The organism is Gaetbulibacter sp. M240, from assembly GCF_043876815.1.
GTDB lineage: Bacteria > Bacteroidota > Bacteroidia > Flavobacteriales > Flavobacteriaceae > Gaetbulibacter_A.
The window spans coordinates 379587-402728 of the sequence record NZ_JBAWKA010000003.1 but is presented as its reverse complement, the minus strand read 5'-3'; the positions used below and the strand labels follow the sequence as shown (position 1 = coordinate 402728).

The following is a 23142-nucleotide window of genomic DNA, read 5'->3' as shown; positions in this document are numbered from 1 at the left end:
GACGACCATTTTATTTTTTAAGCTCCAGTTTTTCAGCAAAATAATCACAGAAATCCTTCATAGTAGCTGTCATTTTTTCATCTTGGGTTGCCCGATGAAAGGTATTGCTCATAGCTACAAGTGTTTGATGAAAAAACACCTTCATTTCATCAACCGGCATATCCTTGGTCCATAGATCAATACGTAAGGTTTCCTGGGCATTGGAGTCCCAAACCGAAAGCATCATGGCTTTGGCCTCTTCATTGGATATACCGCCATCCTGAGCCGTCCAGAATAGTTTTTCAGGGATACGGTTGTCATCTAATTCTACTTGTAATTCTATTTTCGAGCTATGATTTTTTGCCATTATTTTCTGGGTTTATATTTTGAATTATTAAAAATGGTTTCAGCATCTTCTGTAATCATGGTGTTTAGAGAAACATCATTGTTTTCCATATAGGCTCTCACAATTTGCCAGCCTATAAATTGCCCTAAACGTCCAGGAGAGTCGGTATCGATTTCCTCAAGATAAAATTTAGAAAAGGGCGCATCGATTATAAACCGACCGGAAAGCTTGGCATCGGTACTGTATAATAATTCGCGTTCAACAAAATAACGCCAAATATCGCTCTCATTCGTTTTAGCCCATTGCAGTTCATCTTCCGTATATCCCATACGCTCAGCTTCAGATTTGAAGGGAATCACCTGATCTTTAAAGTAAAGCAATTTCCCAAAAAACACCATTTTGTCCAATAATGTTTTTTGATTTTTCTGAAACACATATTTTTCCGCGTAAGCGTTCGCCATTTCCACCACAATCTGGTCGGGTCTTAAATTAGCAGCGATATATGCTGGAATACCTTCATAGAAATAATGATCTTTTCCCAAAAAATTATCCAGAGCTACCAGAGCAATGGTATCGGTAACAATCACCTTATTTCGGTAGTCCACAAAACTGGTTGTAGTAATTACGCGAGGTGGATGAAATTCCGGGAAATAATAGGTTATGTGATTGAAAAGGGACTCAATCTCAAGTTCTACGTTCTCAGTATTAGGATAAACCTTTTTAACTTCTCTTGATAACTCCTGTTGCAGCGTATCGTTAAGCCTTGAAACCCATACCGAATCCGGGTAGGTTTTAGGGAACATAAAGGGATAAGTCTTTTTTAATTCGGGCAGAGACCCTTTGGTTGCCTTGTAAAAAGCCAAATCGAAACGTTCAATAGTAATATTTGTACCTATGGCATTAATAGCCTTTTCGGCCTCATCCTTTTGGCTGCATGAGATTAGCAGGGTAATAATGAAAAAACTAAAGATTATCTGTTTCATCTAAAACTAAAACGCTTATAATTTTTATTAATTGAGTGTAAGCTTTATTTTTGTTTGCAAAGGTAATATTCTTTGATTTAAATTCTTTGAAAATGCAAACAGAAAAAGTCGTTAATTACATCACCAACTGGCTAAAGGAATATGCAACGAAAGCAGGTGTAAATGGATTTGTGGTAGGTGTTTCAGGAGGAATTGACTCCGCCGTAACCTCAACGCTTTGCGCCAAAACCGGTTTGGATGTATTATGTATAGACATGCCTATCCATCAGGCAGAAAGCCATGTATCCCGGGCAAATGAGCACATCGATCAGTTAAAAAAGCGTTTTAAAAATGTGCGCTCTGTTCGTGTGGATCTCACGCCTGTTTTCGAAGAATTTAAAACCGAAGTTTCTCTGGACGGTAAACCTGAGGTTATTGATATGTCATTAGCCAATACCAGAGCCCGTTTACGAATGACAACGCTATATTACCATGCCGGAATTTACAAACTACTGGTTGCGGGTACCGGTAATAAGGTTGAAGATTTTGGGGTTGGCTTCTACACAAAATATGGCGATGGCGGGGTTGATTTGAGTCCGATTGCCGATTTATTAAAGTCTGAAGTCTACGAATTAGGGGAATATTTAAAAGTGCCTCAATCTATCATGGAGGCAGCACCCAGCGATGGTTTATTTGGTGATGCCCGAAGTGACGAAGCTCAAATTGGAGCTTCCTATCCCGAGTTAGAATGGGCTATGGCCATGAGTGAATCCGGAAAAACCCAAGACGATTTTGAGGGTCGAGAGCAGAAGGTTTTTTCCATTTATCAGTCTTTTAATAAAGCAAATACACACAAAATGATACCCATTCCCGTCTGTATAATCCCTGAAAAAATAAAATAATTTCATACAAAATTAATTTGACGTTGCCAAATCCTTAAAAAAGTGTTATTTTTGTGTTAAGCTTACTCTCAATTATAATACTCTCTCAATATTAACGATTATAAAAGCTGAACTAAACATGATTAAATTATTAATAGCAGACAACCATCCTATTACTAGGAAGGGCCTGGAAGCCCTATTTTCTGCGTCAAACAACATTGAAATTGTTGCTAGTGTTGATGATGGCGAAGCCATCTTAGATTATGTCAAATCAAATCCAGTTGACATCATTCTTACCGAAACTGATTTTCCAAAATTAAACGGCCTTACATTGTTAAGGTATTTAAAAGAAGATTATCCGAACATCAAAACCATCTTTTTTAGCGCTCAACCTGAAGAGGTTTATGCTATTAATGCGATTCGCGCAGGTGCCTCAGGCTACATTCATAAATCTTCAAATGTCCTTACTGTGAATGAAGCGATCCTAAAAGTATATGACGGAGACATGTATTTAAGCAACAAGTTAACACAACAGTTAGCCTTTGGTACTAAATCAAAAACTTCTGATGGTTTCTATAAAAAATTATCGACTCGCGAAGCAGAAGTACTAAAACTGCTTACCGTAGGTAAAAAGAATAAAGAAATTTCTAAAGAACTTGACATTAACGAAAAAACTGTAAGTACTTATAAGGCTCGATTGATGCGCAAGCTAAAAGTAAATAACTTGGTAGACCTCATAAATCAAGCAAAGCTTAACAAAGAAGTAAAAAATCTAGAGAACTCGATTTAATTTTCGAGACAAAAGCATTTTTAGACCGGAGTAATCTTTAACTTCCTCAAGCACATTTGTGTTTGAGGTTGCTTTATTTTGTAGGGTTTCATTTTGGAATTGCTTCACCTTCTGATCAATCAAATAACAGCGTAAACTCAAAATAGTTTCACTAACCAATTGAGCTACGGCATGATCTTTTTCTTTTGGGTAAATATTCATCCGATTCCAATCGTCCAAAGCATACCTCTCATCTTCCATAAGGATCGTGGTGATTTCACTTGCGATATCACCATCAACCGTATTGATAAAAGATTTTAATTCAAAATCTGTCGTTTGATTCAACTGATCGATTATAGTATAATACAAATGCTTGAATTTCTCATTCGTGAATTCCATCTCATCCTCCTGGAGATCCAGGAATATTTTTTCAAACACCTTAGCTTCCTGGATAACCGGTTCTAAAATGAGATCACCTGTTTCGTTCTCTTTCAAGATAAGATCTTCAAAGTCTTCTTTTTTATTCCCGTAAAGCAATAGGATCTTAATGATTTCCCGCTCCAAAACATACTGAACATTAACCTTTTCTACAGGATCTTTGTGTTTAATAACATTGAAGGTTTGTTGCCGCTCCTGTTTAAATTTTTTATCGGCGTCCTGAATGCCTTTTTTATTGATCTGTGCTAAAGTGCTAAAAAGAACACCCTCACTGATATCCATAATTTTAGAACATTCCTGAATATAGATTTCCTTCTTGATTCGATCGGGAATCTTTGAAATACTATTTACAATATCCCGAATGGTCTCAGCCTTTTTAATAGGATCATTTTTGGATTCTTCAAAGAGTACAGATGCTTTGAATTGAATAAAATCCTTCGAATTATCCTCTAAAAATAAACTTAACTCCTCCAGCGAATTTTCTCTGGCAAAACTATCAGGATCTTCTCCTTCAGGGAATGTACATACCTTTACATTCATGCCTTGTTCCAGGATCAGATCAATTCCTCTTAGTGACGCTCGTAATCCGGCTGCATCGCCATCAAATAGCACAGTGATATTCTTGGTAAGGCGATTTATAAGTCGGATTTGTTCCGAGGTTAATGCTGTTCCGGATGATGACACCACATTTTTTATACCTCGTTGGTGAAACTGAATCACATCAGTGTACCCTTCAACCAAATAACAATTGTCTTCTTTTGCGATACTTTGCTTGGCCATAAAAATACCATAAAGCACTTTACTTTTATGGTAGATCGGGCTCTCAGGTGAGTTTAGGTATTTCGCTGCTTTTTTATCATTGGTTAGAATCCGACCACCAAATCCTAAAACGCGACCACTCATACTTTTTATAGGAAACATAACGCGACCCTTAAATCGATCAAACTGCTTTTCGCCTTTTACAATGGTAAGTCCGGTTTTTTCCAGAAACTCTAATTGATAGCCCTTTTTTAAGGCACTATCTGTAAAAGCAGACCAATCGTCTAGAGAATAGCCGAGATCAAACTCCTTAATAGTTTCATTCGTAAAACCGCGTTCTTTAAAATAACTCAACCCAATGGATTTGCCCTGATCGGTTTTATGCAATATGTTCTGAAAATAAGAACTCGCAAACTCACTAACCAAAAACAAACTTTCACGCTCGCTGGACTGTTCCTTTTGTTCGTCGCTTTGCTGGGTTTCTTCTACTTCAATATTGTATTTTTTCGCCAAATATTTAATCGCCTCCGGATACGTAAAGTGTTCATGTTCCATTAGAAATGCCACTACATTGCCGCCTTTTCCACTTGAAAAGTCCTTCCAAATCTGCTTTACCGGGGATACCATAAAACTGGGTGAGCGCTCATCGCTAAACGGACTCAAGCCTTTGAAATTACTTCCGGCCTTTTTCAATTGCACAAAATCACCTATAACCTCCTCTACTCGAGCGGTTTCAAATACCTGATCTATGGTTGTTGGTGATATCAAAGTTTGAAATTAATTGGATTGTAAATGTACTATTTAAGAATTGATTTTAGAAATCTTTTCCAAAGATGAATCTACCAAAACAAAACGAAAAACCCTCAGATTTCTGAGGGTTTTTACGCGTCTAAAACAAATTAAAAAAGCTTTTTAAACCTAATCCATATCAAAGCGAACTCCTAAAGAAATATTACGCTGCTCAATAGCTTGATCTTTAAATATGGGCGATAGATCGTATTTCACGTAAACAGCCATGTCATCAAATGCCATGTAAGCACTTAACCCGTAAACCAGATTCGAAGTGTTAAAACCTCCCTTTTGCTTCTCCTTTTTACGATCGCCATCAATACTGTATTTCAGTTTTTGACGGGTACCAATATTAAAACCTCCATAACCACCTATTCCAAATTTAAATTGATTTTGGGTTGAATATCTGAAATACGTATCGTGGTCATAACGTTTTGATGGGCCAAATTCAAAATGAACCGGAAAAACTAAATTGGTCATAGCTAACTTTGATTTCCTAAGGGTTTCCGGGAATTGCTGTAAACTTATCTGTCCGTCTTGGTTTACAAAATACTGGTTATCGTCCGGTTTTAACCCATTGATTTGAAGCGATACCCCGTATTTTAATCGTAAAAAATTTGAATTTTCGAATACACGGTTTTTCCAGGCCCAGCCAATTTCAAAGAATCGGGACCCACCGAACTTATACGGCGAATCATCTAAGCTCTGCCCTTCTATAATCGCATTATTCAAACCAAAGGCTAAAACAAAATCACTAGTGGTTCTCAAATCATATTTTCTGGGTTTATTCTTTTTATTGATATTAATCCCGGCAAAACTGTATTCTTCACCATCAATGGTTATTCCAATTTTTGAAGGCTCCTTGTCGTCATTTGTATAATAACCTTCTTCATTCCGCTGAAGCAACGCAATTTTATTGTCAATAATGGACAAGCGGTTTTCAATATTCAAAGCCCTTTTTTTGGCGGCTTCCCTTTTTAAAATATCAGCTTCCTCAGGGGTAATATACCCTTTATCCAACCGGGCATCGATAGCTTCAACTTCGGCCTTTAAAAAGTCGCGCTCTTCAGTCTTTACAGCTTCTCTGGCTTCTTTTAGCCGTTCTATTTTTTCGGCATTATTGACTGATTCCTTTTCTACGTCATTGTCTTGGGCCTGGCTGAGGCTTACGTGAAATGATACTACTAGGAGTACTAAAATTTTTGTAATTGTTTGCATGATTGTTCGTTTTTTGATGTTTCTAATGAATGATTATTGATTTGATTGATAATTAATTATTTCTATTCGCCACGGCCGTTTTAACCGAATTGAAACTTGATTTTACAGCTTCGAAGACTTTTGTACGGAAGGATTCATCTAACTCAGACTCCACATCGGCCAATAAAGCTTCTGCATTAACACGGCCTTGATATTCATTTAAGAATTTTTGTCGTAGAATATCCTTTTCTGCAGCCAGTAATAAAGAATCGATATAAGCCTCTGTGACTTCCTGATTATTTTGCGCCACAGCATGAACGTTATTTACAATGTCCTTAATTTTTTGGTCCTCAAAGGACTTCATATCTTCAGTGCTATTAAATGTTCGTTCCTCACCTGAAACAGTTTCGATATCCTGGGAATTCGCAACCACATTGGTTTCTTGATTCACCAAGGATTTTTCTTTAATCACAACTTGGTTTTCCACTTGTATGTCAGGTTCCGTAGAAACCAAAGCCTCCTTATTCTTTTCAACTTCCGTGATTATGCCTTGTTTTTCAAAACCATCTTTATTCTCGGTTGGACCCTTTGGTGTGTTTACGATACCCGGTGTGTTTGTTTCATGAAGTACCTCCGTTGAATCGGCTTTGTAAAACTGGAACACTACCAGTAGAATACCTACAAAACTTGCGGCAATCCCCAACCACCAATAAGAGTTTTTCTTTTTAGGGTCTTCAACCGCATCCAAACGTTCTGATAATTTATCCCATAATCCCTCAGATGGTTTAAGCCTGCGCTTTTCCATGTTGGATTTTATTGCTGTATCAAACTTATTTTGTTCCATAATTCGCCATTTTATCTTGTGCCTCAAGTTTACCCTGAAGCAATTTTCGTGCTTTAAACAGTTGTGATTTTGAAGTTCCCTCTGTGATATTCAACAAAGCTGCTATCTCATGATGCTTATACCCTTCTACGGCATAGAGAACAAAAACCGTTTTATACCCTTCAGGCAAGGTATCAATAGCATTTTGAATATCGGCCACCTCCATGGACGTGGCAATGTTATTCACGGTTTCACCTTTTATAACATGATCTTCAATGGAAAACTCCATTTTTTTTTGCTGTCGCAAGAATGAAATTGCTTCGCGAACCATAATTTTTCTAATCCAGCCCTCAAAACTTCCTTCACCTTTAAAATGTTTTAAATTGGTAAATACTTTAAAAAACCCAGAAAGCATAACATCCTCAGCATTCTGTAAATCATTAATGTAGTATCGGCAAACACTCAGCATTTTTGGAGCATACAACTCATACAAACGGTGCTGAGCCTCACGATTATTTTTTTGAGCTTTTTGAATAAGCGCCTTTTCGTTATTATTGAGTGTTATGACTTTCAAAAATGATTTCATTTTACTTTCTATTAGTATAGACGCAAATTTTATTAAAAAGGTTGCCTGAAGATAAAATTAAACCTTTAAAAAATTATTGTCCCCATAAAGAATGAAGGTTTTTTAATCTGAATTAGTAATAATTATCAGTAAATTTTAATAACCACTAAATTATTTCTTTTAAAAGGCCTAATTAATTGAATTTAATTTAAATTATCTTTATATTTCCTCAAAAGAGCATTTATGGCTAGTGACCACTTATTTTCATCATACAGCTTACTTCCAGAAACCTGGGATGAGATGTATGATAACCATTCAAAAATACGTTCTCAATACGATATTATAAATAATTATTTAAAAGCAACCTCTCCAGAGAGTCTTTATAAAAAAGAAGAACTCACTAGGCAATTATTTATGAGTCAAGGAGTAACCTTTACCGTGTACAATGACGAGCAGGGTATTGAAAAAATATTTCCATTTGATATTATTCCCAGAATTATTACATCTAAAGAATGGGACAAAATAGATCGAGGTATAAAACAGCGTTTAAAGGCCCTGAACCTGTTTATTAAGGATATTTATCATGATCAATTTATATTAAAAGATGGTATTATTCCTGCCGACCTTATTTATTCATGCCCGAATTACCTACGTGAAATGGCTGGTGTAGAAGTACCTCATGATGTTTATGTACATATTGCCGGCGTTGATCTTATTCGAAACAACGACGGAGAATTTTATGTTTTAGAAGACAATTTAAGAACACCTTCAGGGGTGAGTTACATGCTGGAAAACCGCGAAATCTCAAAACGAATTTATCCGGGTATTTTACCTAAAAACGAAATTCGATCGGTTTCAGATTATCCTAATTTGCTTTATAAAAAATTAAGTGAACTTTCCGATCAGGCAGAACCTAATGTTGTATTACTAACCCCGGGAATTTACAACTCAGCGTATTACGAGCACTCCACTTTGGCCAGACTGATGGGCATCGAATTGGTGGAAGGAAGTGACCTTTTGGTAAAAGACCATTTCGTTTATATGAAAACAACCAATGGTTTAAAACGCGTCGATGTCATCTATCGTCGTGTTGACGATGATTACCTGGATCCACTGGAGTTTAAAGCTGAAAGCACTTTGGGTGTTGCCGGAATTATGGCCGCCTATCGAAAGGGCAACGTAAATATTGTGAATGCACCCGGTACCGGTGTAGCTGATGATAAAGCCATATATGTACATGTTCCTGATATGATCAAATATTATTTGGATGAGGAGCCGATATTGAAGAATATTGAAACCTACCAACTGGCCAAACCCGAAGATTACGAATACGTGACTAAAAACATTCGTAAAATGGTGATCAAAAAAACCGACGGCAGTGGCGGCTACGGAATGCTTATGGGACATGAAGCCACCGATGATGAAATTGAGGATTACCTGAAAACTGTTGATAAAAATCCGACCAATTTTATTGCCCAACCCATTTTAAGACTTTCTACAGCGCCATGTTGTATTGATGGGAAATTATCCCCTAGATGCGTCGATCTGCGTCCGTTTGCTTTAACGGGTCGCGATGGTATCGATATCACCCCTGGTGGACTAACTCGTGTGGCCTTGAAAAAAGGCTCATTGGTTGTAAACAGTTCTCAAGGCGGTGGCAGTAAGGACACTTGGGTTATTCAATAATTAAAAACAAAAACATAATGTTAAGTAGAGTTGCAAATAATTTAATTTGGTTAGACCGCTACATGGAGCGCGGCAACAGTATTATTAACTTACTGAAACTAAATTTTAACGCCAATCAGGATTCTCCTGAATTATTTCCCTGGGCACCCATCATAAAAAATTATAATGACCCCAAAAATAAATATACTACGGAAGATCCTATAGAATGTATTGATTACATGGTTTTTAATATCGATCACGGTAATTCCATTATCAATATTGTAACCCGAGCTAGAGAGAATGCTCGAAGTGTTCAGGAACATATCTCCAGAGAACTTTGGCTGTGCATAAATAATTATTATTTGTTCTTAACAGATAAAACATTACCTCAGCAGTTACGAGAGGGTGATCCCATTTTGTTTTTAGACCGCTTAAAATCCTACCATATGATGTATCAGGGTAATATGGATCTTACCCAAGAACGCGGCCCCTCTTATTATTTTATGAATGTGGGAAAATATTTAGAACGTGTGATCCAGATCTCGGATTATACCGCTATAAAATTGGTTGAAATTTCAAAAACAACCGATCGCCTTGAACAAACCTTTTATTGGAAAAACCTTCTCCTTTCGTTAGGTGGCTATCAATTGTATTTGAAAAAACATAAGTCGGCCTTCACTGAGAGTCATGTTATTACCATGGTCTTTCAGGATAAATTATTTCCTCGATCGGTGTATTACTGCATTAATAAACTTTACACCCATATTCAGAAATTAATTGAAATTCAGGAACTTGAAAAAAATAATTTGGAATTTCTACTCGGAAAGCTGGAAAGTACAATAAAATATACTACTATTGATAGTATCAATGAACAAGGTTTGGAAAACTTTATTCAGGGTATAAAAGATGATATTAGAAATATATCTTTAAGTATTAATACGGTGTATTTTTCACATGCCAACTCATAAATAAAATGCCAAGGTTTTACATTAAACATCTTACTAAGTACACGTATAGTGACTTTGTGATCGATGGGGCCAACCAGATAAAGTTGTACCCTATTGAAGATGCGTATCAACAGGTTATAAACCAAACTATTAAGGTAACCAATCAACCAATTATTGAAACCTTTAAGGATTTTTACAATAATACGGTGGGTTCATTTATGGTCATTGTGCCGCACAATTTTTTATCTATTTCTTCTGAGGTTGAAGTAGAAACCAGTGAACAGATTTTTCCGGAGGATAGCGCTCCAGCTGAAGAGCAATGGAAGGTCCTGAAGGTCCTTAAAAAAGACCCGGAGTATATGGATTTTCTCAAATACAAAACTTTCGATGGAACTCCTGAGATTTTGGATATGATCGCTTCTAAGGATCTCAACAACATTTCTCCCTACAAAATAGCTTTAGAGTTTTGTGAGTTCATTTACAAAAATTTTGAATATAAGTCGGGCATCACTACCGTAGATTCCAAACTGGATCTGGTTTGGAAATTAAAAGCTGGTGTGTGCCAGGATTTTACGAATATTCTCCTGCAAATGGTTCGAATGCTAGGCATTCCGGCACGTTATGTGAGTGGTTATATTTGTCCCAGTGATGATAATGTGCGTGGTGAAGGTGCCACACATGCCTGGATTGAAGTTTATATTCCCTTTTATGGTTGGTTAGGTATCGACCCTACAAACAATGCTATCGCGAATCAATATCATGTAAAATTGGCAACCGGAAGAGACTATAAAGATTGCTCGCCTGTAAAAGGTGTTTATAAAGGTAATGTCCAAGACGATTTATTTGTAAAAGTCAAGGTGAGTACCGTAAAAAACAACAATGAGAATCTTGTATTTCCGGTGAATGAAAAAGATAATATTTCGAACAGTTTTCGAAAAAATCAGGAGATCCTACAACAAATGCAACAGCAGCAACAGCAACAGCAATAAAATTAAGATTTACTTTTTTCGGTCGATCACATAATTGACCATCAATTCCAGAGAGGTTTTAAATTCCGATTCCGGATAGGTTTTCAGCATCTCCAAAGCTTCCATTTGATAGCCTTTCATCAACTTAGTAGCATAATCCAGTCCACCTTTTTCCTTCACAAAAGCAATAACTTGTTTTACGCGATCGGCATCTTTATTATGATTTTTAATAGAATTAATGAGCCAGTCCTTATCTTTTTTATCAGCCCCATTAAGGACATAAATAAGTGGCAATGTTAACTTTTGCTCTTTAATATCAATACCGGTAGGTTTACCAATCTGGTCATCACCATAATCAAATAGGTCATCTTTAATTTGAAAGGCCATACCTATGAGCTCTCCAAACTTCCGCATGCGTTCAACATGCTCTGAATCGGGTTTTACGGAGGCTGCCCCAAGACTACAACAGGCCGCAATTAGCGTGGCCGTTTTTTGGCGGATGATCTCATAATACACAGCTTCAGTGATATCTAACTTTCGAGCTTTTTCAATTTGAAGTAATTCGCCTTCACTCATTTCACGTACTGCCACAGATATGATCTTAAGGAGATCAAAATCATTATTATCAATGGAAAGAAGTAGTCCTTTTGACAGTAAATAATCCCCTATCAGTACTGCGATCTTATTTTTCCAAAGGGCATTCACCGAGAAAAAACCACGTCTGCGGTTACTGTCGTCTACAACATCATCGTGAACCAGGGTTGCTGTGTGAATGAGCTCGATAACTGATGCCCCACGATAGGTGCGTTCATTGACTTCACCAGACACAATTTTGGCCACCAAAAAAACGAACATTGGACGCATTTGTTTTCCTTTTCGGTTAACGATATAATGCGTAATACGATTTAGAAGAGCTACTTTACTGGACATCGAAAGTTGAAACTTCTTCTCAAAGAGATTCATTTCGAAGGCAATAGGTTGCTTTATTTGCTCTACAATTTTCAACTGTTCAAATTTTGTTTTTTATGTAAGTCAGTTGTAATTCGCCAATAATCATCTGAGTTGTTTCCAGTGTTTTGCTAAGGCTCATTACACTTTACAAGTTTAAGATTTATTTGCCAATTGTCCACAAGCGGCATCAATATCTTTTCCACGACTACGTCTAACATTGACCACAATACGGTTTTTTTCCAGGGTATCGATATAGTTTTGCAGTGCTTCGTTCGAGGCCTGCTGAAAATCACCATCATCAATAGGGTTGTACTCGATGATATTGACTTTACAGGGCACATATTTACAGAATTTCACAAAGGCATCAATAGCTTCCTGAGTATCATTGATTCCTTTCCAAACCACATATTCGTAACTGATCTTTCGTTTAGTCTTGGCATACCAATATTCCAGCGACTCCCGCAAGTCGTCTAAAGGAAAGGTTGCATTGAAGGGCATGATCTGGGTTCTTACTTCATCGATGGCAGAATGTAAAGACACAGCCAAATTAAATTTTACACCATCATCAGCCATTTTTTTGATCATTTTCGGCACACCGGAAGTCGACAGTGTGATCCGCTTGGGCGACATACCTAAACCCTCGGGAGATGTGATTTTATCAATAGCCTTTAATACGTTATTGTAATTCATCAGCGGTTCGCCCATACCCATAAAAACAATATTGGTTAAGGGTCGATCGTAATACAAACGGCTTTCATTATCGATGGCAACTACTTGATCGTAGATCTCATCAGGGTTTAAATTACGCATACGTTTCAATCGTGCTGTTGCGCAGAATTTGCAATCGAGACTGCACCCCACCTGACTGGAAACACAGGCTGTAGTGCGTTTTGGTGTTGGAATTAGTACGGACTCAACCACGAGGTTATCGTGCAACCGTACCGCATTTTTCACCGTACCGTCGGCACTGCGCTGCATGGTGTCGACCTGAATATGGTTGATCACAAAATGATCCTCTAACATACTGCGCGTTTCTTTTGAGATATTGGTCATATCCTCAAAACTATGCGCTGCCTTTTGCCAGAGCCACTCGTACACCTGATTGCCACGAAAGGCTTTATCGCCCTGCGATACAAAAAATTCACGAAGCTGCTCTTTGGTTAAAGCACGTATGTCTTTTTTCTTTGTTTCCATGATTAGTGCAAAAATAGTGAATGCTTTTTCGATTAGCGCATATGCCCGTTTATTTTTTGAAAAGCTGCATTAGGGATTGAGGCTTTGTTGGAGCGCCTTGAAAAGCGCGACTGCCGAAAGCCCGACCCGCCAGGGGAATGCCCTGAAAATAAATATGAAATAAAAAAAAGCCCCGATAACCGGGGCTTGAGATTATATGATAAGCATGGCGTCGCCGTAGCTGTAGAATTTATATTTTTCTTTAACTGCTTCTTCGTAAGCATGCTTCACAAAATCGTGTCCTGCGAAGGCCGAAACCATCATGAGGAGCGTTGATTTTGGTGTGTGGAAATTGGTGATCATACTGTTGGCAATACTAAAATCGTATGGTGGAAAGATGAATTTATTGGTCCAGCCCTCCATTTCATTTAACATGCCATTGGATGAAACCGCTGATTCTATGGCGCGCATTACAGTTGTTCCTACGGCACATACCCTTTTTTTGTTGTTGATACCTGTATTGACGATATTCACAGCCTCCGGACGTATACTGATCTCTTCGCTATCCATTTTGTGCTTCGACAGATCTTCTACCTCTACCGGGTTGAAAGTTCCTAAACCAACATGCAAGGTTACTTCGGCAAAATTAATGCCTTTGATCTCCAAACGTTTTAAAAGGTGTTTTGAGAAGTGTAATCCGGCAGTTGGTGCGGCTACTGCTCCTTCGTTTTTAGCATAAATAGTTTGGTAACGCTCTTCGTCCTCCGGCTCTACAGCACGTTTGATATACTTTGGAAGTGGTGTTTCGCCAAGTTCAGTTAATTTACGACGGAATTCGGTATAGGACCCATCATATAAGAAACGAAGCGTACGTCCGCGAGAGGTTGTATTATCGATAACTTCTGCCACAAGATTTTCATCTTCTCCAAAATAGAGTTTATTTCCAATTCGGATCTTACGAGCAGGATCTACAAGAACATCCCATAAACGTTGTTCCTGATTGAGCTCGCGCAATAAAAATACCTCAATTCTGGCACCGGTCTTTTCTTTATTTCCGTATAAACGGGCTGGAAAAACCTTGGTGTTATTTAAAATAAGCACATCATTTTCATCAAAATAGTCGATGATGTCCTTGAATAATTTATGTTCGATGGTTTTGTCTTTGCGGTTTAACACCATTAAACGTGCTTCATCTCTGTGTTCGGATGGATACTCCGCTAATAACTCGTCTGGCAAATTGAAACCAAAATTGGATAATTTCATCTGTTTATATTTATTGTTTATTAAGGGTCATATGTAACCTCTAAATTTAAAATAACCATTCCTCTGAGAGTTTAATGCTTATTTTAAATATATCGGTTTCATCTGTTTCTATTTAGTTTTTAAAGGAAAGTTGCAAATATACAATCTGAAGGTAGGGGTTGTCAAGTAATTAGGTGATTATTATTTGGTTAATTTGATACCGATGGTTTCCATATCATCCCAAAAGGTTGGATAGGATTTGGAAACGACCATGGCGTCTTCAATTTTCAGGTCTGTTTTAAGTGCTAAAGGAGCAAAAGCCATGGCCATTCTGTGGTCGTTATAGGTCGCAATGGACACCCCACTTTTTATGGCATTAGAACTCTGTAAATGCAGACTTTTATCTGTGATATCGACTGTGGCTCCTAGTTTTTCTAGCTCTGTTTTAAGGGCTACCAAACGATCGGTTTCTTTAATTTTTAAAGTGTGTAAACCTTTCAGGTCGCAAGACATACCTAGTGCAAAACAGCTTACCGCAATGGTTTGAGCAATATCCGGCGCATTCACCAGATCATAGTCAAAATGGGAAACAGCTTGCTTTGTTTTCATAAGAGACATGGTATTCCCGTCGAAGGTAGTCTCTACACCAAATTGTTTATATATATGTACAAGATCAGTATCTCCTTGTAGAGAGTCTTGTTTATAAGCTTCGAGTGTAATTTGGGTTCCCGGTGCGCTTAGAGCGACAATACTAAAAAAATAGGAAGCCGATGACCAATCCGATTCTACTGTAATCGTTTTGGGTTCCAATGGCCCCGTAAATGGCGCTACCGTAATTTTATTGTTTTCGAAACTGGATTTAACCCCTATTTGATCTAACAAACTTAAGGTCATTTTAATATAGGGTACCGAAGTGATCTTGCCTTCCAAAGTTAGTTCTAATCCATTTTCCAGCTTTGAAGCTATGAGCAATAAGGCTGAAATATACTGACTACTTACATTGGCCTCAAGAGACACCTGATGTTCCGTTAATTTTTTACCGGTGATCTTTAGTGGTGGATACCCTTCATTTTCTTCATAACTTATGTCAGCGCCTAAATGTTGTAGCGCCTCTACCAGGATCTTGATAGGGCGTTCTTTCATGCGCTTTGAACCTGTGATCACCACGGATCTTCCTTCCTGAATAGCCAGGTAAGCGGTAAGGAATCGCATGGCTGTTCCTGCATGATGAATGTCGATAAGGGCTTGGTCAGAGGTCAGCGCTTTGGTCATTAATTGGCTGTCATCAGAATTGGAAACATTTTTCAGATGTAACTGCGGATAAAGAGCTTGCAATAATAACAGACGGTTCGATTCACTTTTAGAACCGGTAACTTTTATACGCGACTGCTTATTTGGTATTGACTTATGAAGTGAGATTTGCATTAGTAAAACGTCGGTGTGTTAACAAGCTGCAAATTTACTTTAATTTTTCGTTATTATGGTGTCTGTCGTGGTCGCGTTTTGTTTTCTTATCCATTCGCTCATCAAAAGCCTCTTGTAAATTTACCCCGGTTTGATTCGCCAGACATAAAACCACGAAAAGAACATCGGCTAATTCCTCGCCAAGGTCTTTGTCTTTATCACTTTCCTTTTCGCTTTGCTCCCCATACCGCCTGGCAATAATTCGAGCCACTTCGCCAACCTCTTCAGTGAGCTGAGCCATATTCGTTAATTCATTAAAATAACGAACGCCGTGATCGTTTATCCAATCATCTACAATTTTCTGGGCGTTTTTTATATCCATATCAGGTTTTAATTAAAACAATCTGCTCGGCTTCCTTAATAATCATTTGATTAAAAAGTTCCTTTAAATATACATAATTATTTGGCCCCGTGCCGGCAAGATTAATTTCACAATTAATGACTGCTTAAGAAGTTTTAACAATGATTAAATCTCCTTTGATTTGTCGAGACTTTTAATTATGATTCTTATTCCAAATATAAAAATACATGGCAATAACACATATTTTAATTCACTTATTATTACTCGAAACCCCCATTCTGAGAAAAAATTTGTTATCCCAATAGGCGAGACAACTAAAGGGCTAAAAGGGAAGAAAAATCTGCTATTATCAAAAGGGATAAGGAATCCCACGCCTAATCCTCCTGTGGTCATTGCATCTAAAACACCATGAGAAACTGTTGAAAAAAAAATAATCAAAAACCATAATTTTTTATGGTTTTTACCGAAAAAGAGCATTGAAAGCACAGCCCATAGAAGTGCAAATAGTATGGAATGGGTAAAGCCTCGATGACCTATTGGACTCGCATAAGGAATTCCAAAAGCAAAACCGATCACGTCAAAATCGGGTAACATCGCGGAGAACACTGCTACCATCACCAAAACAGTCATGTTTTTGTCTTGAGCCACTTTTGAAATGGTGTAGCCCACTATGCCATGTCCGAAAATGGAAGCCATTTATTCTTTGTTTTTTGTGTCAATAATAATAGTTACAGGACCGTCATTAACCAAACCAACCTGCATGTCTGCACCGAACTCTCCCGTTTGCACCGTATTACCAAAATCTTCCGTTAAGCGTTTCAAAAAGGCTTCATATAATGGAATGGCCACATCAGGCTTGGCGGCTTTATTATAACTGGGCCGGTGTCCCTTTTTGGTATTGGCATGCAGAGTAAACTGACTCACTACAATAATCTCGCCTTCAACGTCTTTTACAGAGGTATTCATGATGCCATCCGCATCATTAAAAATCCGTAAATTAACCAATTTATTACTAAGCCAATTAATGTCCTCGGAAGTATCTTCTTCTATAACCCCAAGGAAAATTAGCATGCCATGGCCTATGTTTGCAACAACCTTTTTATCAATCGTTACACTTGCTTGTTTTACGCGTTGTACGACTACTTTCATTCGTTCCTTTCCCAATTTTCTGTTCGGTAAACCGTATCGTCACCTTCAAGGATCTGCAAGTAACTGCGGTAACGGGAGAAGGCTATTTCATCATTTTCCAAAGCTTTTTTAACAGCGCATTTCGGTTCTTTGACGTGCAGACAATTATTGAATTTACAGCCTTGTTTTAAGGCAAATATTTCAGGGAAATAATCACCAATCTCCTCTTTGTCCATATCAACAACACCAAAGCCTTTGATCCCCGGTGTATCAATAATCCGGGCATCAAAACTGAGATCGAACATTTCTGCAAATGTGGTGGTGTGTTGTCCCTGCATATGTTGATTTGAAATTTCTTTTGTTTTCAAATTCAGTGACGGTTCTATGGCATTGACCAAAGTAGATTTCCCAACTCCGGAATGTCCCGAGAACATACTGATCTTGTCATACATTAGCGATTTGACCTTATCGACATTTTTACCTGTTTTTGCAGAAACACCGATACATTCGTAACCAATTTTGCGATATACATGTGCTAAATAACGAACCTCATTTAAAATGTCTTCATCATAGGCATCCACTTTATTGAACAATAAAATGGTTTTAATGGAATAAGCTTCAGCAGTCACCAAAAAGCGGTCAATAAAACTGGTAAACGTAGGTGGATTATCAATAGTGATCATTAAAAACACCTGATCGATATTGGCAGCGATGATATGTGTTTGCTTCGATAAGTTAACCGATTTACGTACAATATAATTTCGCCTATCATGAATTTTATTGATAACTCCCGTCGTTTCGTCATTGTTCGTTTCCAACTCAAAACCTACAACATCACCCACAGCAATAGGGTTCGTACTTTTTATTCCTTCGATACGAAATTTCCCTTTGATACGACAATCGTAGGTTTCACCCAGATCGGTTTTTACCGTATACCAACTCCCTGTAGATTTATAAACGCGTCCTGTCATTAGATATCAAAAGTAATTTAAAAAAAGGAATTAATAATATAAGAAAAATACGATATATTAGCCACAAACATTCAATTAACACATTATGAAAAAATTATTGCCAATTACACTACTGTTTCTAACCACTACTATTTTTGCACAAACGAGTCTTTACGAAAACCCAAAATTTGATGACATAGCTAAAACACACAAAATAATAGCTATAGTTCCATTTAAAACTCAGGTTAAATTACGACCTAAGCAAATGAAGGATATGACCAATGAACAGCTTTATAAAATTGAGCGTTCTGAAGGTGAAGGAATGCAAACAGCTATGTATTCTTGGTTTTTAAAACGGAAAAAGCGTGGAAAGTTAGAGAATTTAGAGGTACAGGACCCTAATATCACTACCGCATTATTATTAAAAAAGGATATTGATTATGACAATCTAACGGAATTTACACCTCAGGAACTTGCTGTTATTTTAGGCGTAGACGCTGTTATTTCCGGAACTTTTGAAACTAACAAACCCATGTCTGAAGGTGCATCGGTGGCCCTCGGATTACTGATAGGTTTCTGGGGAAGCACTAACAGCGCCACAGTGAATATGAGTGTGCATAATGCTGAAGATGGTATTTTACTTTGGAATTATAATAAGAAAGTAAATGGAAGTATTGGAAGCTCTCCTGAAGACCTCATTAATATATTAATGCGTAAGGCTTCAAGAAGATTATCCTACACCAAAAACAGTTAAAAAAATAGATGTATTAAAAAAGCCTCACAACTTGTGAGGCTTTTTTATTCTTAACCATTAATAACTTTTTCCTGATGGTTAATGGATTCCTGATGAATGGCCTTGAACATTCTCAAAATAAATTCTTCACTCAAGCCATGTTGTTCACCTTCCAACACCATTTTACCTAGAATTTCATTCCAGCGTTTCGATTGTAAAACAGCCACGTTACGTTTCTTTTTAAGTACCCCAATACTATCGGCAGACGTCATTCGCTTCCCTAATAATTCAATAATCTGATTGTCGATCACATCAATTTGTGCACGAAGATTACTCAAAGCCGTAGTGTATTCTGCTTCTGCGTCGGTTTCTTTTCTAATTTTTAAATCCTTCATAATTTGAACTAAGGTTGAAGGGGTTACTTGTTGTGCAGCATCACTCCACGCATTATCCGGATCAATATGCGTTTCGATCATTAGACCATCGAAATTTAGATCTAAAGCGGTTTGCGACACATCAAAGATCATATCACGTCTTCCCGTAATATGAGACGGATCATTAATCAAAGGAATATCCGGGAATTTATTTTGAAATTCAATAGCTATCTGCCACTCCGGAATATTTCGATATTTTGTTTTTTGATAGGTTGAAAAACCACGGTGTATCGCTCCGATATTTTTTACGCCTGAGCTATAAATACGCTCGATACCTCCTAACCATAAAGACAAATCCGGGTTTACAGGATTTTTGATCAATACTGGTTTATCGGTACCTTCTAGAGCATCCGCAATTTCCTGCATGATAAACGGACTCACCGTGGAGCGCGCTCCAATCCAAAGCATATCAATATCGTGCTCTAAAGCTAGCTTCACATGGGCAGCATTAGCAACCTCAGTACAAACTTTCATACCGGTTTCTTTCTGCACTTTGTTCAACCATTTTAAACCTAAGGCTCCAACACCTTCAAAGTTTCCGGGTCGCGTTCTTGGTTTCCAGATACCGGCGCGGTAGTAATTAACATCGGTGTCTTTTAAATCGTTGGCGATTTTTAATACTTGTTCTTCAGTTTCTGCACTGCATGGCCCGGCAATCACCAAAGGGTGATCTAATTGCATATCATCTAACCAGGTTCTCATTTCTTTTGTGTTCTCCATAATATATTACTTAAGCAATTCCGTTTAAAATATCTTTTATATGATTTGTGTTTTTCATTTCATTAAAAACAGCCTCGAAATCGTTTTGTTCCATAAGCTCTTTAAAATGTTTTAAATTGGTTATATACTCTTCCAGGGTTTCAATAACATTGGTTTTATTTTGTTCAAAAATGGGTGTCCACATTTCGGGTGAACTTTTTGCCAAACGTACGGTCGATTCAAATCCACTGCCAGCCATGTCGAAAATATCACGTTCGTTCTTTTCTTTTTCAATTACTGTTTTTCCTAACATAAAGGAACTAATATGCGATAAATGTGACATGTAAGCAATGTGCTTATCGTGTGCTTCAGGATTCATATAGCGAATTCGCATACCAATATCTGTAAACAATTTTAAAGCTTTTTCCTGAAGTTTGAACGTGGTCTTTTCAACCTCGCAAACAATATTGGTCTTTCCCATAAAAAGCCCTTCAAAAGCTGCTTCAGGTCCAGAAAACTCAGTACCCGCGATAGGATGCATGGCCAGAAAATTTCGTCGCTTAGGATGATCTTCAACAGCTTTACAAATATCAAATTTTGTCGATCCAGCATCAACTACCAGCCCCGTATCCGGAATCAGATCCAAAATCGCAGGCAATAATTTTACGGTAGCATCCACCGGAATGGAAACAATAACCAGATCAGCATGCTTCACATCCTCCAACACTGCTTTTTTATCAATAATTTTGAGTTCCAAAGCTTTATTTAAGGTTTCATCCTTCCGACTTATACCATGAATTACAACCTCCGGATTATTCTTTTTAATATCCAACGCAAGGCTTCCCCCAATTAAACCAACTCCTATAGAATAAATATTCGTCATGATATGCGTGTTAATGCTTCCTCTAATAATTCTGTATCGGCACAAAGGGAAAACCGAATATAACCTTCACCTTGTGTACCAAAAATAGTTCCGGGCGTTATAAAAATGTGCTGTTCTTGTAATATCCTATCAATAAAATCCTCCGCCTTTATATCTTTCGGTAATTTCGCCCAAACAAAAAGTCCGGTAGCATTTTCATCATAGGTGCAATCCAGAGCTTTAGCTAGTTTCCAAACCACATCACGTCGCTCGCGGTAAACATCATTTAGAGTGCTAAACCACATTTTAGAACATTTCAGAGCTTCAATAGCGCCCTTCTGTATGCCATAGAACATCCCTGAATCCATATTACTCTTTACTTTTAAAACATGATTTATATGCTCAGCGTTACCCACGACCATACCCACGCGCCAACCGGCCATATTGAAGGTTTTACTCAAAGAGTTTAACTCCATACAAACTTCCCTGGCACCATCAATGGCCATAATGCTCATCGGATTCTCATTCAAAATAAAACTATACGGATTATCATTAATAATCAATATCTTATGCTTTTGAGCAAAGGCCACCAAAGCTGTAAACGCCGCCTTTGTAGGCACTGCTCCAGTAGGCATATGCGGATAATTAACCCACATCAGCTTCACCTTACTGAGGTCTTTTTGCTCCAAAGCTTTTAGATCGGGCAACCAGTTATTCTCTGAGCTTAAATTGTAAAACACTGGTTTCGCTTCCAATAATCTGGTCACCGATTGATACGTTGGATATCCCGGGTTTGGAATCAATACTTCATCACCTTTATTCAAAAAAGCCATAGAAATGTGCATGATCCCTTCTTTACTTCCCATAAGTGGAAGCACCTCTGAATTCGGTTCCAAACGAACGTCATATTGTGTTTTATAAAAATCACAAATGGCTTTTCGCAACTCGGGTAAGCCTTGGTAACTCTGGTATTTGTGAGCCTGAGCATCCAAAATTCCAGCAGTTAGCGCATCAATTACTTTACGTGGCGGCTGTAGATCAGGACTTCCTATACCCAAATTTATTACCGGTTTACCACTGGCAATTAAGGCATTTACCTCCCGCAATTTTTTTGAGAAGTAGTATTCTTCAACACTATGTAACCTATCGGCTGTCGCTATCATAGTTTTGCATTTTTATATTCGCCTAAAACCTTAAACCGCTGCCCCATAATTTCAATAATAGATTGTGCTTTCTTAAAATCCGCGTAAGTGGCAAAAGTCACATCAACAAAAAAAGCATATTTCCAAGGCGTATCAATAATGGGTAAAGATTGTATTTTAGTTAAATTCAACTTACAATCACTCATCACATTTAAAATAGTTGCCAAACTTCCTCGTTTGTGATCGGCTTCAAATTTAATAGACGCTTTGTTTATTTCGTTTTCTGGTATTTCAGAATTTTTCCTTTTTACAATCGCAAAACGCGTTTCATTCGACTTTATGGTTTGAATGCTTCGCGCCAAAATATCCAATTCAAAGATCTCAGAAGCCATAACACTCGCAATGGCGCCTACACCTTTTAATTGCTGAGCCTGAATGCGTTGTGCTACTTCAGCAGTATCTTTATCCTCAACCAATTTGATATGTTGATATTTTTTAAAGAACTCCTTACATTGCAATAAGGCCATGGGATGGGAATACACCTCTGTGATATCTTCAATGTGCTGTCCCGGAAGCACCATCAGATTGTGTTGCACATCTACATAATGCTCTCCAACGATGTGCAAGCCATGATTATCTATTAAGGCATAATTAGGGATGATCGATCCGGCGATGGAATTTTCCAGAGCCATGATCGCAGCATCACATTGACCCTCGAGAAGCGCAGCAACAACATCATCGAAGGTTAAACACTCGATGATCTCTCTAGGCTTTTCAAAAAATTGTTGTGACACAATATGATGAAAAGATCCTTTAACGCCCTGTATTGCAACTGTATTGATCATAAAAAAAAAGTCCCGATTTTCATCGAGACCCATATTAAATTTATCTTTATAAATTATACATACAACGCCTCGATTCCTTTGCTATAAAAGAAATAAAACCAGTTGTTAAAATATGTATAGAATCCTGTCA

At 37.7% G+C, this 23142-nt stretch carries 24 protein-coding genes; 6 read left to right on the top strand and 18 right to left on the bottom strand.

The genetic code is table 11. The features are described 5' to 3' along the window. Positions 1 to 10: 10 nt before the first annotated feature. On the bottom strand, positions 11 to 346 hold the full coding sequence (gene gldC, locus V8G61_RS10950; protein ID WP_394875712.1) for a gliding motility protein GldC: 336 nt from the start codon (positions 344 to 346) through the stop codon (positions 11 to 13). After that, positions 346 to 1308, bottom strand: coding sequence for a gliding motility lipoprotein GldB (gene gldB, locus V8G61_RS10945; protein ID WP_394875711.1), 963 nt, complete (start codon positions 1306 to 1308; stop codon positions 346 to 348). The genes gldC and gldB overlap by 1 nt, the downstream gene beginning before the upstream one ends. A 92-nt stretch (positions 1309 to 1400) precedes the next feature. On the opposite strand from gldB, the gene nadE reads away from it, so the two are divergent. Together nadE and V8G61_RS10935 are read left to right on the top strand one after the other, a co-directional pair. Further along, positions 1401 to 2189 carry an NAD(+) synthase gene (gene nadE, locus V8G61_RS10940; RefSeq protein ID WP_394875710.1) on the top strand — a complete coding sequence of 263 codons (789 nt, stop codon included), beginning with the start codon at positions 1401 to 1403 and terminating at the stop codon, positions 2187 to 2189. Positions 2190 to 2307: 118 nt separating this feature from the next. Then, positions 2308 to 2958 (top strand): response regulator, encoded by a 651-nt coding sequence (locus V8G61_RS10935; protein ID WP_394875709.1) that lies wholly within the window; start codon positions 2308 to 2310, stop codon positions 2956 to 2958. On the opposite strand, the gene dnaG is transcribed toward V8G61_RS10935, so the two are convergent. The 4 genes from dnaG to V8G61_RS10915 form a co-directional block, all read right to left on the bottom strand. Further along, positions 2941 to 4902 carry a DNA primase gene (gene dnaG, locus V8G61_RS10930; protein ID WP_394875708.1) on the bottom strand — a complete coding sequence of 654 codons (1962 nt, stop codon included), beginning with the start codon at positions 4900 to 4902 and terminating at the stop codon, positions 2941 to 2943. The genes V8G61_RS10935 and dnaG overlap by 18 nt on opposite strands. A gap of 150 nt (positions 4903 to 5052) precedes the next feature. Beyond that, positions 5053 to 6141, bottom strand: a complete 1089-nt coding sequence (locus V8G61_RS10925; protein WP_394875707.1) for a hypothetical protein — start codon at positions 6139 to 6141, stop codon at positions 5053 to 5055. Between the two features lie 52 nt (positions 6142 to 6193). After that, positions 6194 to 6964, bottom strand: coding sequence for a hypothetical protein (locus V8G61_RS10920; protein WP_394875706.1), 771 nt, complete (start codon positions 6962 to 6964; stop codon positions 6194 to 6196). Then, entirely contained in the window at positions 6951 to 7517 is a 567-nt protein-coding gene (locus tag V8G61_RS10915; RefSeq protein ID WP_394875705.1) for an RNA polymerase sigma factor, read from the bottom strand. Before V8G61_RS10915 ends, V8G61_RS10920 begins: the two co-directional genes overlap by 14 nt. A gap of 234 nt (positions 7518 to 7751) precedes the next feature. On the opposite strand from V8G61_RS10915, the gene V8G61_RS10910 reads away from it, so the two are divergent. The 3 genes from V8G61_RS10910 to V8G61_RS10900 are packed head-to-tail and all read left to right on the top strand — an operon-like array spanning position 7752 to position 11109. Further along, positions 7752 to 9194, top strand: coding sequence for a circularly permuted type 2 ATP-grasp protein (locus tag V8G61_RS10910; protein WP_394875703.1), 1443 nt, complete (start codon positions 7752 to 7754; stop codon positions 9192 to 9194). 17 nt (positions 9195 to 9211) lie between these two features. Continuing rightward, on the top strand, positions 9212 to 10141 hold the full coding sequence (locus V8G61_RS10905) for an alpha-E domain-containing protein (RefSeq protein ID WP_394875702.1): 930 nt from the start codon (positions 9212 to 9214) through the stop codon (positions 10139 to 10141). A gap of 5 nt (positions 10142 to 10146) precedes the next feature. After that, the gene (locus V8G61_RS10900) at positions 10147 to 11109 is read left to right on the top strand and encodes a transglutaminase domain-containing protein (RefSeq protein WP_394875700.1); all 963 of its coding nucleotides are present in this window, start codon (positions 10147 to 10149) and stop codon (positions 11107 to 11109) included. Positions 11110 to 11118: 9 nt separating this feature from the next. Here the strand turns inward: V8G61_RS10900 and V8G61_RS10895 are convergent, their stop codons facing one another. The 8 genes from V8G61_RS10895 to rsgA form a co-directional block, all read right to left on the bottom strand. Beyond that, complete coding sequence (locus tag V8G61_RS10895; RefSeq protein WP_394875698.1) at positions 11119 to 12093, bottom strand: polyprenyl synthetase family protein; 975 nt, start codon at positions 12091 to 12093, stop codon at positions 11119 to 11121. A gap of 99 nt (positions 12094 to 12192) precedes the next feature. After that, the gene (gene rlmN, locus V8G61_RS10890; protein WP_394875697.1) at positions 12193 to 13233 is read right to left on the bottom strand and encodes a 23S rRNA (adenine(2503)-C(2))-methyltransferase RlmN; all 1041 of its coding nucleotides are present in this window, start codon (positions 13231 to 13233) and stop codon (positions 12193 to 12195) included. Positions 13234 to 13425: 192 nt separating this feature from the next. After that, positions 13426 to 14475 carry a tRNA preQ1(34) S-adenosylmethionine ribosyltransferase-isomerase QueA gene (queA, locus tag V8G61_RS10885; RefSeq protein ID WP_394875696.1) on the bottom strand — a complete coding sequence of 350 codons (1050 nt, stop codon included), beginning with the start codon at positions 14473 to 14475 and terminating at the stop codon, positions 13426 to 13428. A gap of 180 nt (positions 14476 to 14655) precedes the next feature. After that, entirely contained in the window at positions 14656 to 15879 is a 1224-nt protein-coding gene (locus V8G61_RS10880; protein ID WP_394875695.1) for a 3-phosphoshikimate 1-carboxyvinyltransferase, read from the bottom strand. A gap of 34 nt (positions 15880 to 15913) precedes the next feature. Continuing rightward, complete coding sequence (locus tag V8G61_RS10875) at positions 15914 to 16240, bottom strand: nucleotide pyrophosphohydrolase (RefSeq protein ID WP_394875694.1); 327 nt, start codon at positions 16238 to 16240, stop codon at positions 15914 to 15916. 144 nt (positions 16241 to 16384) lie between these two features. Further along, positions 16385 to 16915, bottom strand: a complete 531-nt coding sequence (locus V8G61_RS10870) for a metal-dependent hydrolase (RefSeq protein ID WP_394875693.1) — start codon at positions 16913 to 16915, stop codon at positions 16385 to 16387. Beyond that, complete coding sequence (dtd, locus tag V8G61_RS10865) at positions 16916 to 17368, bottom strand: D-aminoacyl-tRNA deacylase (RefSeq protein ID WP_394875692.1); 453 nt, start codon at positions 17366 to 17368, stop codon at positions 16916 to 16918. After that, entirely contained in the window at positions 17365 to 18318 is a 954-nt protein-coding gene (gene rsgA / locus V8G61_RS10860; protein WP_394875691.1) for a ribosome small subunit-dependent GTPase A, read from the bottom strand. Before rsgA ends, dtd begins: the two co-directional genes overlap by 4 nt. 85 nt (positions 18319 to 18403) lie before the next feature. On the opposite strand from rsgA, the gene V8G61_RS10855 reads away from it, so the two are divergent. Continuing rightward, on the top strand, positions 18404 to 19051 hold the full coding sequence (locus tag V8G61_RS10855) for a hypothetical protein (RefSeq protein ID WP_394875690.1): 648 nt from the start codon (positions 18404 to 18406) through the stop codon (positions 19049 to 19051). Between the two features lie 50 nt (positions 19052 to 19101). On the opposite strand, the gene V8G61_RS10850 is transcribed toward V8G61_RS10855, so the two are convergent. Genes V8G61_RS10850 through V8G61_RS10835 form a run of 4 tightly spaced genes read right to left on the bottom strand, consistent with a single transcriptional unit; the run spans position 19102 to position 23012 of the window. Then, positions 19102 to 20184 (bottom strand): chorismate mutase, encoded by a 1083-nt coding sequence (locus tag V8G61_RS10850; RefSeq protein ID WP_394875689.1) that lies wholly within the window; start codon positions 20182 to 20184, stop codon positions 19102 to 19104. A 10-nt stretch (positions 20185 to 20194) separates the two neighbouring features. Beyond that, positions 20195 to 21046, bottom strand: coding sequence for a prephenate dehydrogenase (locus V8G61_RS10845; RefSeq protein WP_394875688.1), 852 nt, complete (start codon positions 21044 to 21046; stop codon positions 20195 to 20197). Beyond that, the gene (locus V8G61_RS10840) at positions 21043 to 22188 is read right to left on the bottom strand and encodes a pyridoxal phosphate-dependent aminotransferase (RefSeq protein ID WP_394875687.1); all 1146 of its coding nucleotides are present in this window, start codon (positions 22186 to 22188) and stop codon (positions 21043 to 21045) included. The genes V8G61_RS10845 and V8G61_RS10840 overlap by 4 nt, the downstream gene beginning before the upstream one ends. Then, the gene (locus V8G61_RS10835; RefSeq protein ID WP_394875686.1) at positions 22185 to 23012 is read right to left on the bottom strand and encodes a prephenate dehydratase; all 828 of its coding nucleotides are present in this window, start codon (positions 23010 to 23012) and stop codon (positions 22185 to 22187) included. Before V8G61_RS10835 ends, V8G61_RS10840 begins: the two co-directional genes overlap by 4 nt. Positions 23013 to 23142: the final 130 nt, after the last annotated feature.

Excerpts from the sequence above, each read along its gene's own strand:
- gldC (WP_394875712.1), bottom strand. The coding sequence starts at position 346 with ATGGCAAAAAATCATAGCTCGAAAATAGAATTACAAGTAGAATTAGAT.
- V8G61_RS10855 (WP_394875690.1), top strand. The coding sequence starts at position 18,404 with ATGAAAAAATTATTGCCAATTACACTACTGTTTCTAACCACTACTATT.
- V8G61_RS10845 (WP_394875688.1), bottom strand. The coding sequence starts at position 21,046 with ATGACGAATATTTATTCTATAGGAGTTGGTTTAATTGGGGGAAGCCTT.
- dtd (WP_394875692.1), bottom strand. The coding sequence starts at position 17,368 with ATGAAAGTAGTCGTACAACGCGTAAAACAAGCAAGTGTAACGATTGAT.
- V8G61_RS10900 (WP_394875700.1), top strand. The coding sequence starts at position 10,147 with ATGCCAAGGTTTTACATTAAACATCTTACTAAGTACACGTATAGTGAC.
- V8G61_RS10835 (WP_394875686.1), bottom strand. The coding sequence starts at position 23,012 with ATGATCAATACAGTTGCAATACAGGGCGTTAAAGGATCTTTTCATCAT.
- V8G61_RS10910 (WP_394875703.1), top strand. The coding sequence starts at position 7,752 with ATGGCTAGTGACCACTTATTTTCATCATACAGCTTACTTCCAGAAACC.
- V8G61_RS10880 (WP_394875695.1), bottom strand. The coding sequence starts at position 15,879 with ATGCAAATCTCACTTCATAAGTCAATACCAAATAAGCAGTCGCGTATA.
- V8G61_RS10935 (WP_394875709.1), top strand. The coding sequence starts at position 2,308 with ATGATTAAATTATTAATAGCAGACAACCATCCTATTACTAGGAAGGGC.
- V8G61_RS10920 (WP_394875706.1), bottom strand. The coding sequence starts at position 6,964 with ATGGAACAAAATAAGTTTGATACAGCAATAAAATCCAACATGGAAAAG.
- queA (WP_394875696.1), bottom strand. The coding sequence starts at position 14,475 with ATGAAATTATCCAATTTTGGTTTCAATTTGCCAGACGAGTTATTAGCG.
- rlmN (WP_394875697.1), bottom strand. The coding sequence starts at position 13,233 with ATGGAAACAAAGAAAAAAGACATACGTGCTTTAACCAAAGAGCAGCTT.
- V8G61_RS10875 (WP_394875694.1), bottom strand. The coding sequence starts at position 16,240 with ATGGATATAAAAAACGCCCAGAAAATTGTAGATGATTGGATAAACGAT.
- V8G61_RS10870 (WP_394875693.1), bottom strand. The coding sequence starts at position 16,915 with ATGGCTTCCATTTTCGGACATGGCATAGTGGGCTACACCATTTCAAAA.
- V8G61_RS10925 (WP_394875707.1), bottom strand. The coding sequence starts at position 6,141 with ATGCAAACAATTACAAAAATTTTAGTACTCCTAGTAGTATCATTTCAC.
- V8G61_RS10840 (WP_394875687.1), bottom strand. The coding sequence starts at position 22,188 with ATGATAGCGACAGCCGATAGGTTACATAGTGTTGAAGAATACTACTTC.
- V8G61_RS10905 (WP_394875702.1), top strand. The coding sequence starts at position 9,212 with ATGTTAAGTAGAGTTGCAAATAATTTAATTTGGTTAGACCGCTACATG.
- nadE (WP_394875710.1), top strand. The coding sequence starts at position 1,401 with ATGCAAACAGAAAAAGTCGTTAATTACATCACCAACTGGCTAAAGGAA.
- rsgA (WP_394875691.1), bottom strand. The coding sequence starts at position 18,318 with ATGACAGGACGCGTTTATAAATCTACAGGGAGTTGGTATACGGTAAAA.
- V8G61_RS10850 (WP_394875689.1), bottom strand. The coding sequence starts at position 20,184 with ATGGAGAACACAAAAGAAATGAGAACCTGGTTAGATGATATGCAATTA.
- gldB (WP_394875711.1), bottom strand. The coding sequence starts at position 1,308 with ATGAAACAGATAATCTTTAGTTTTTTCATTATTACCCTGCTAATCTCA.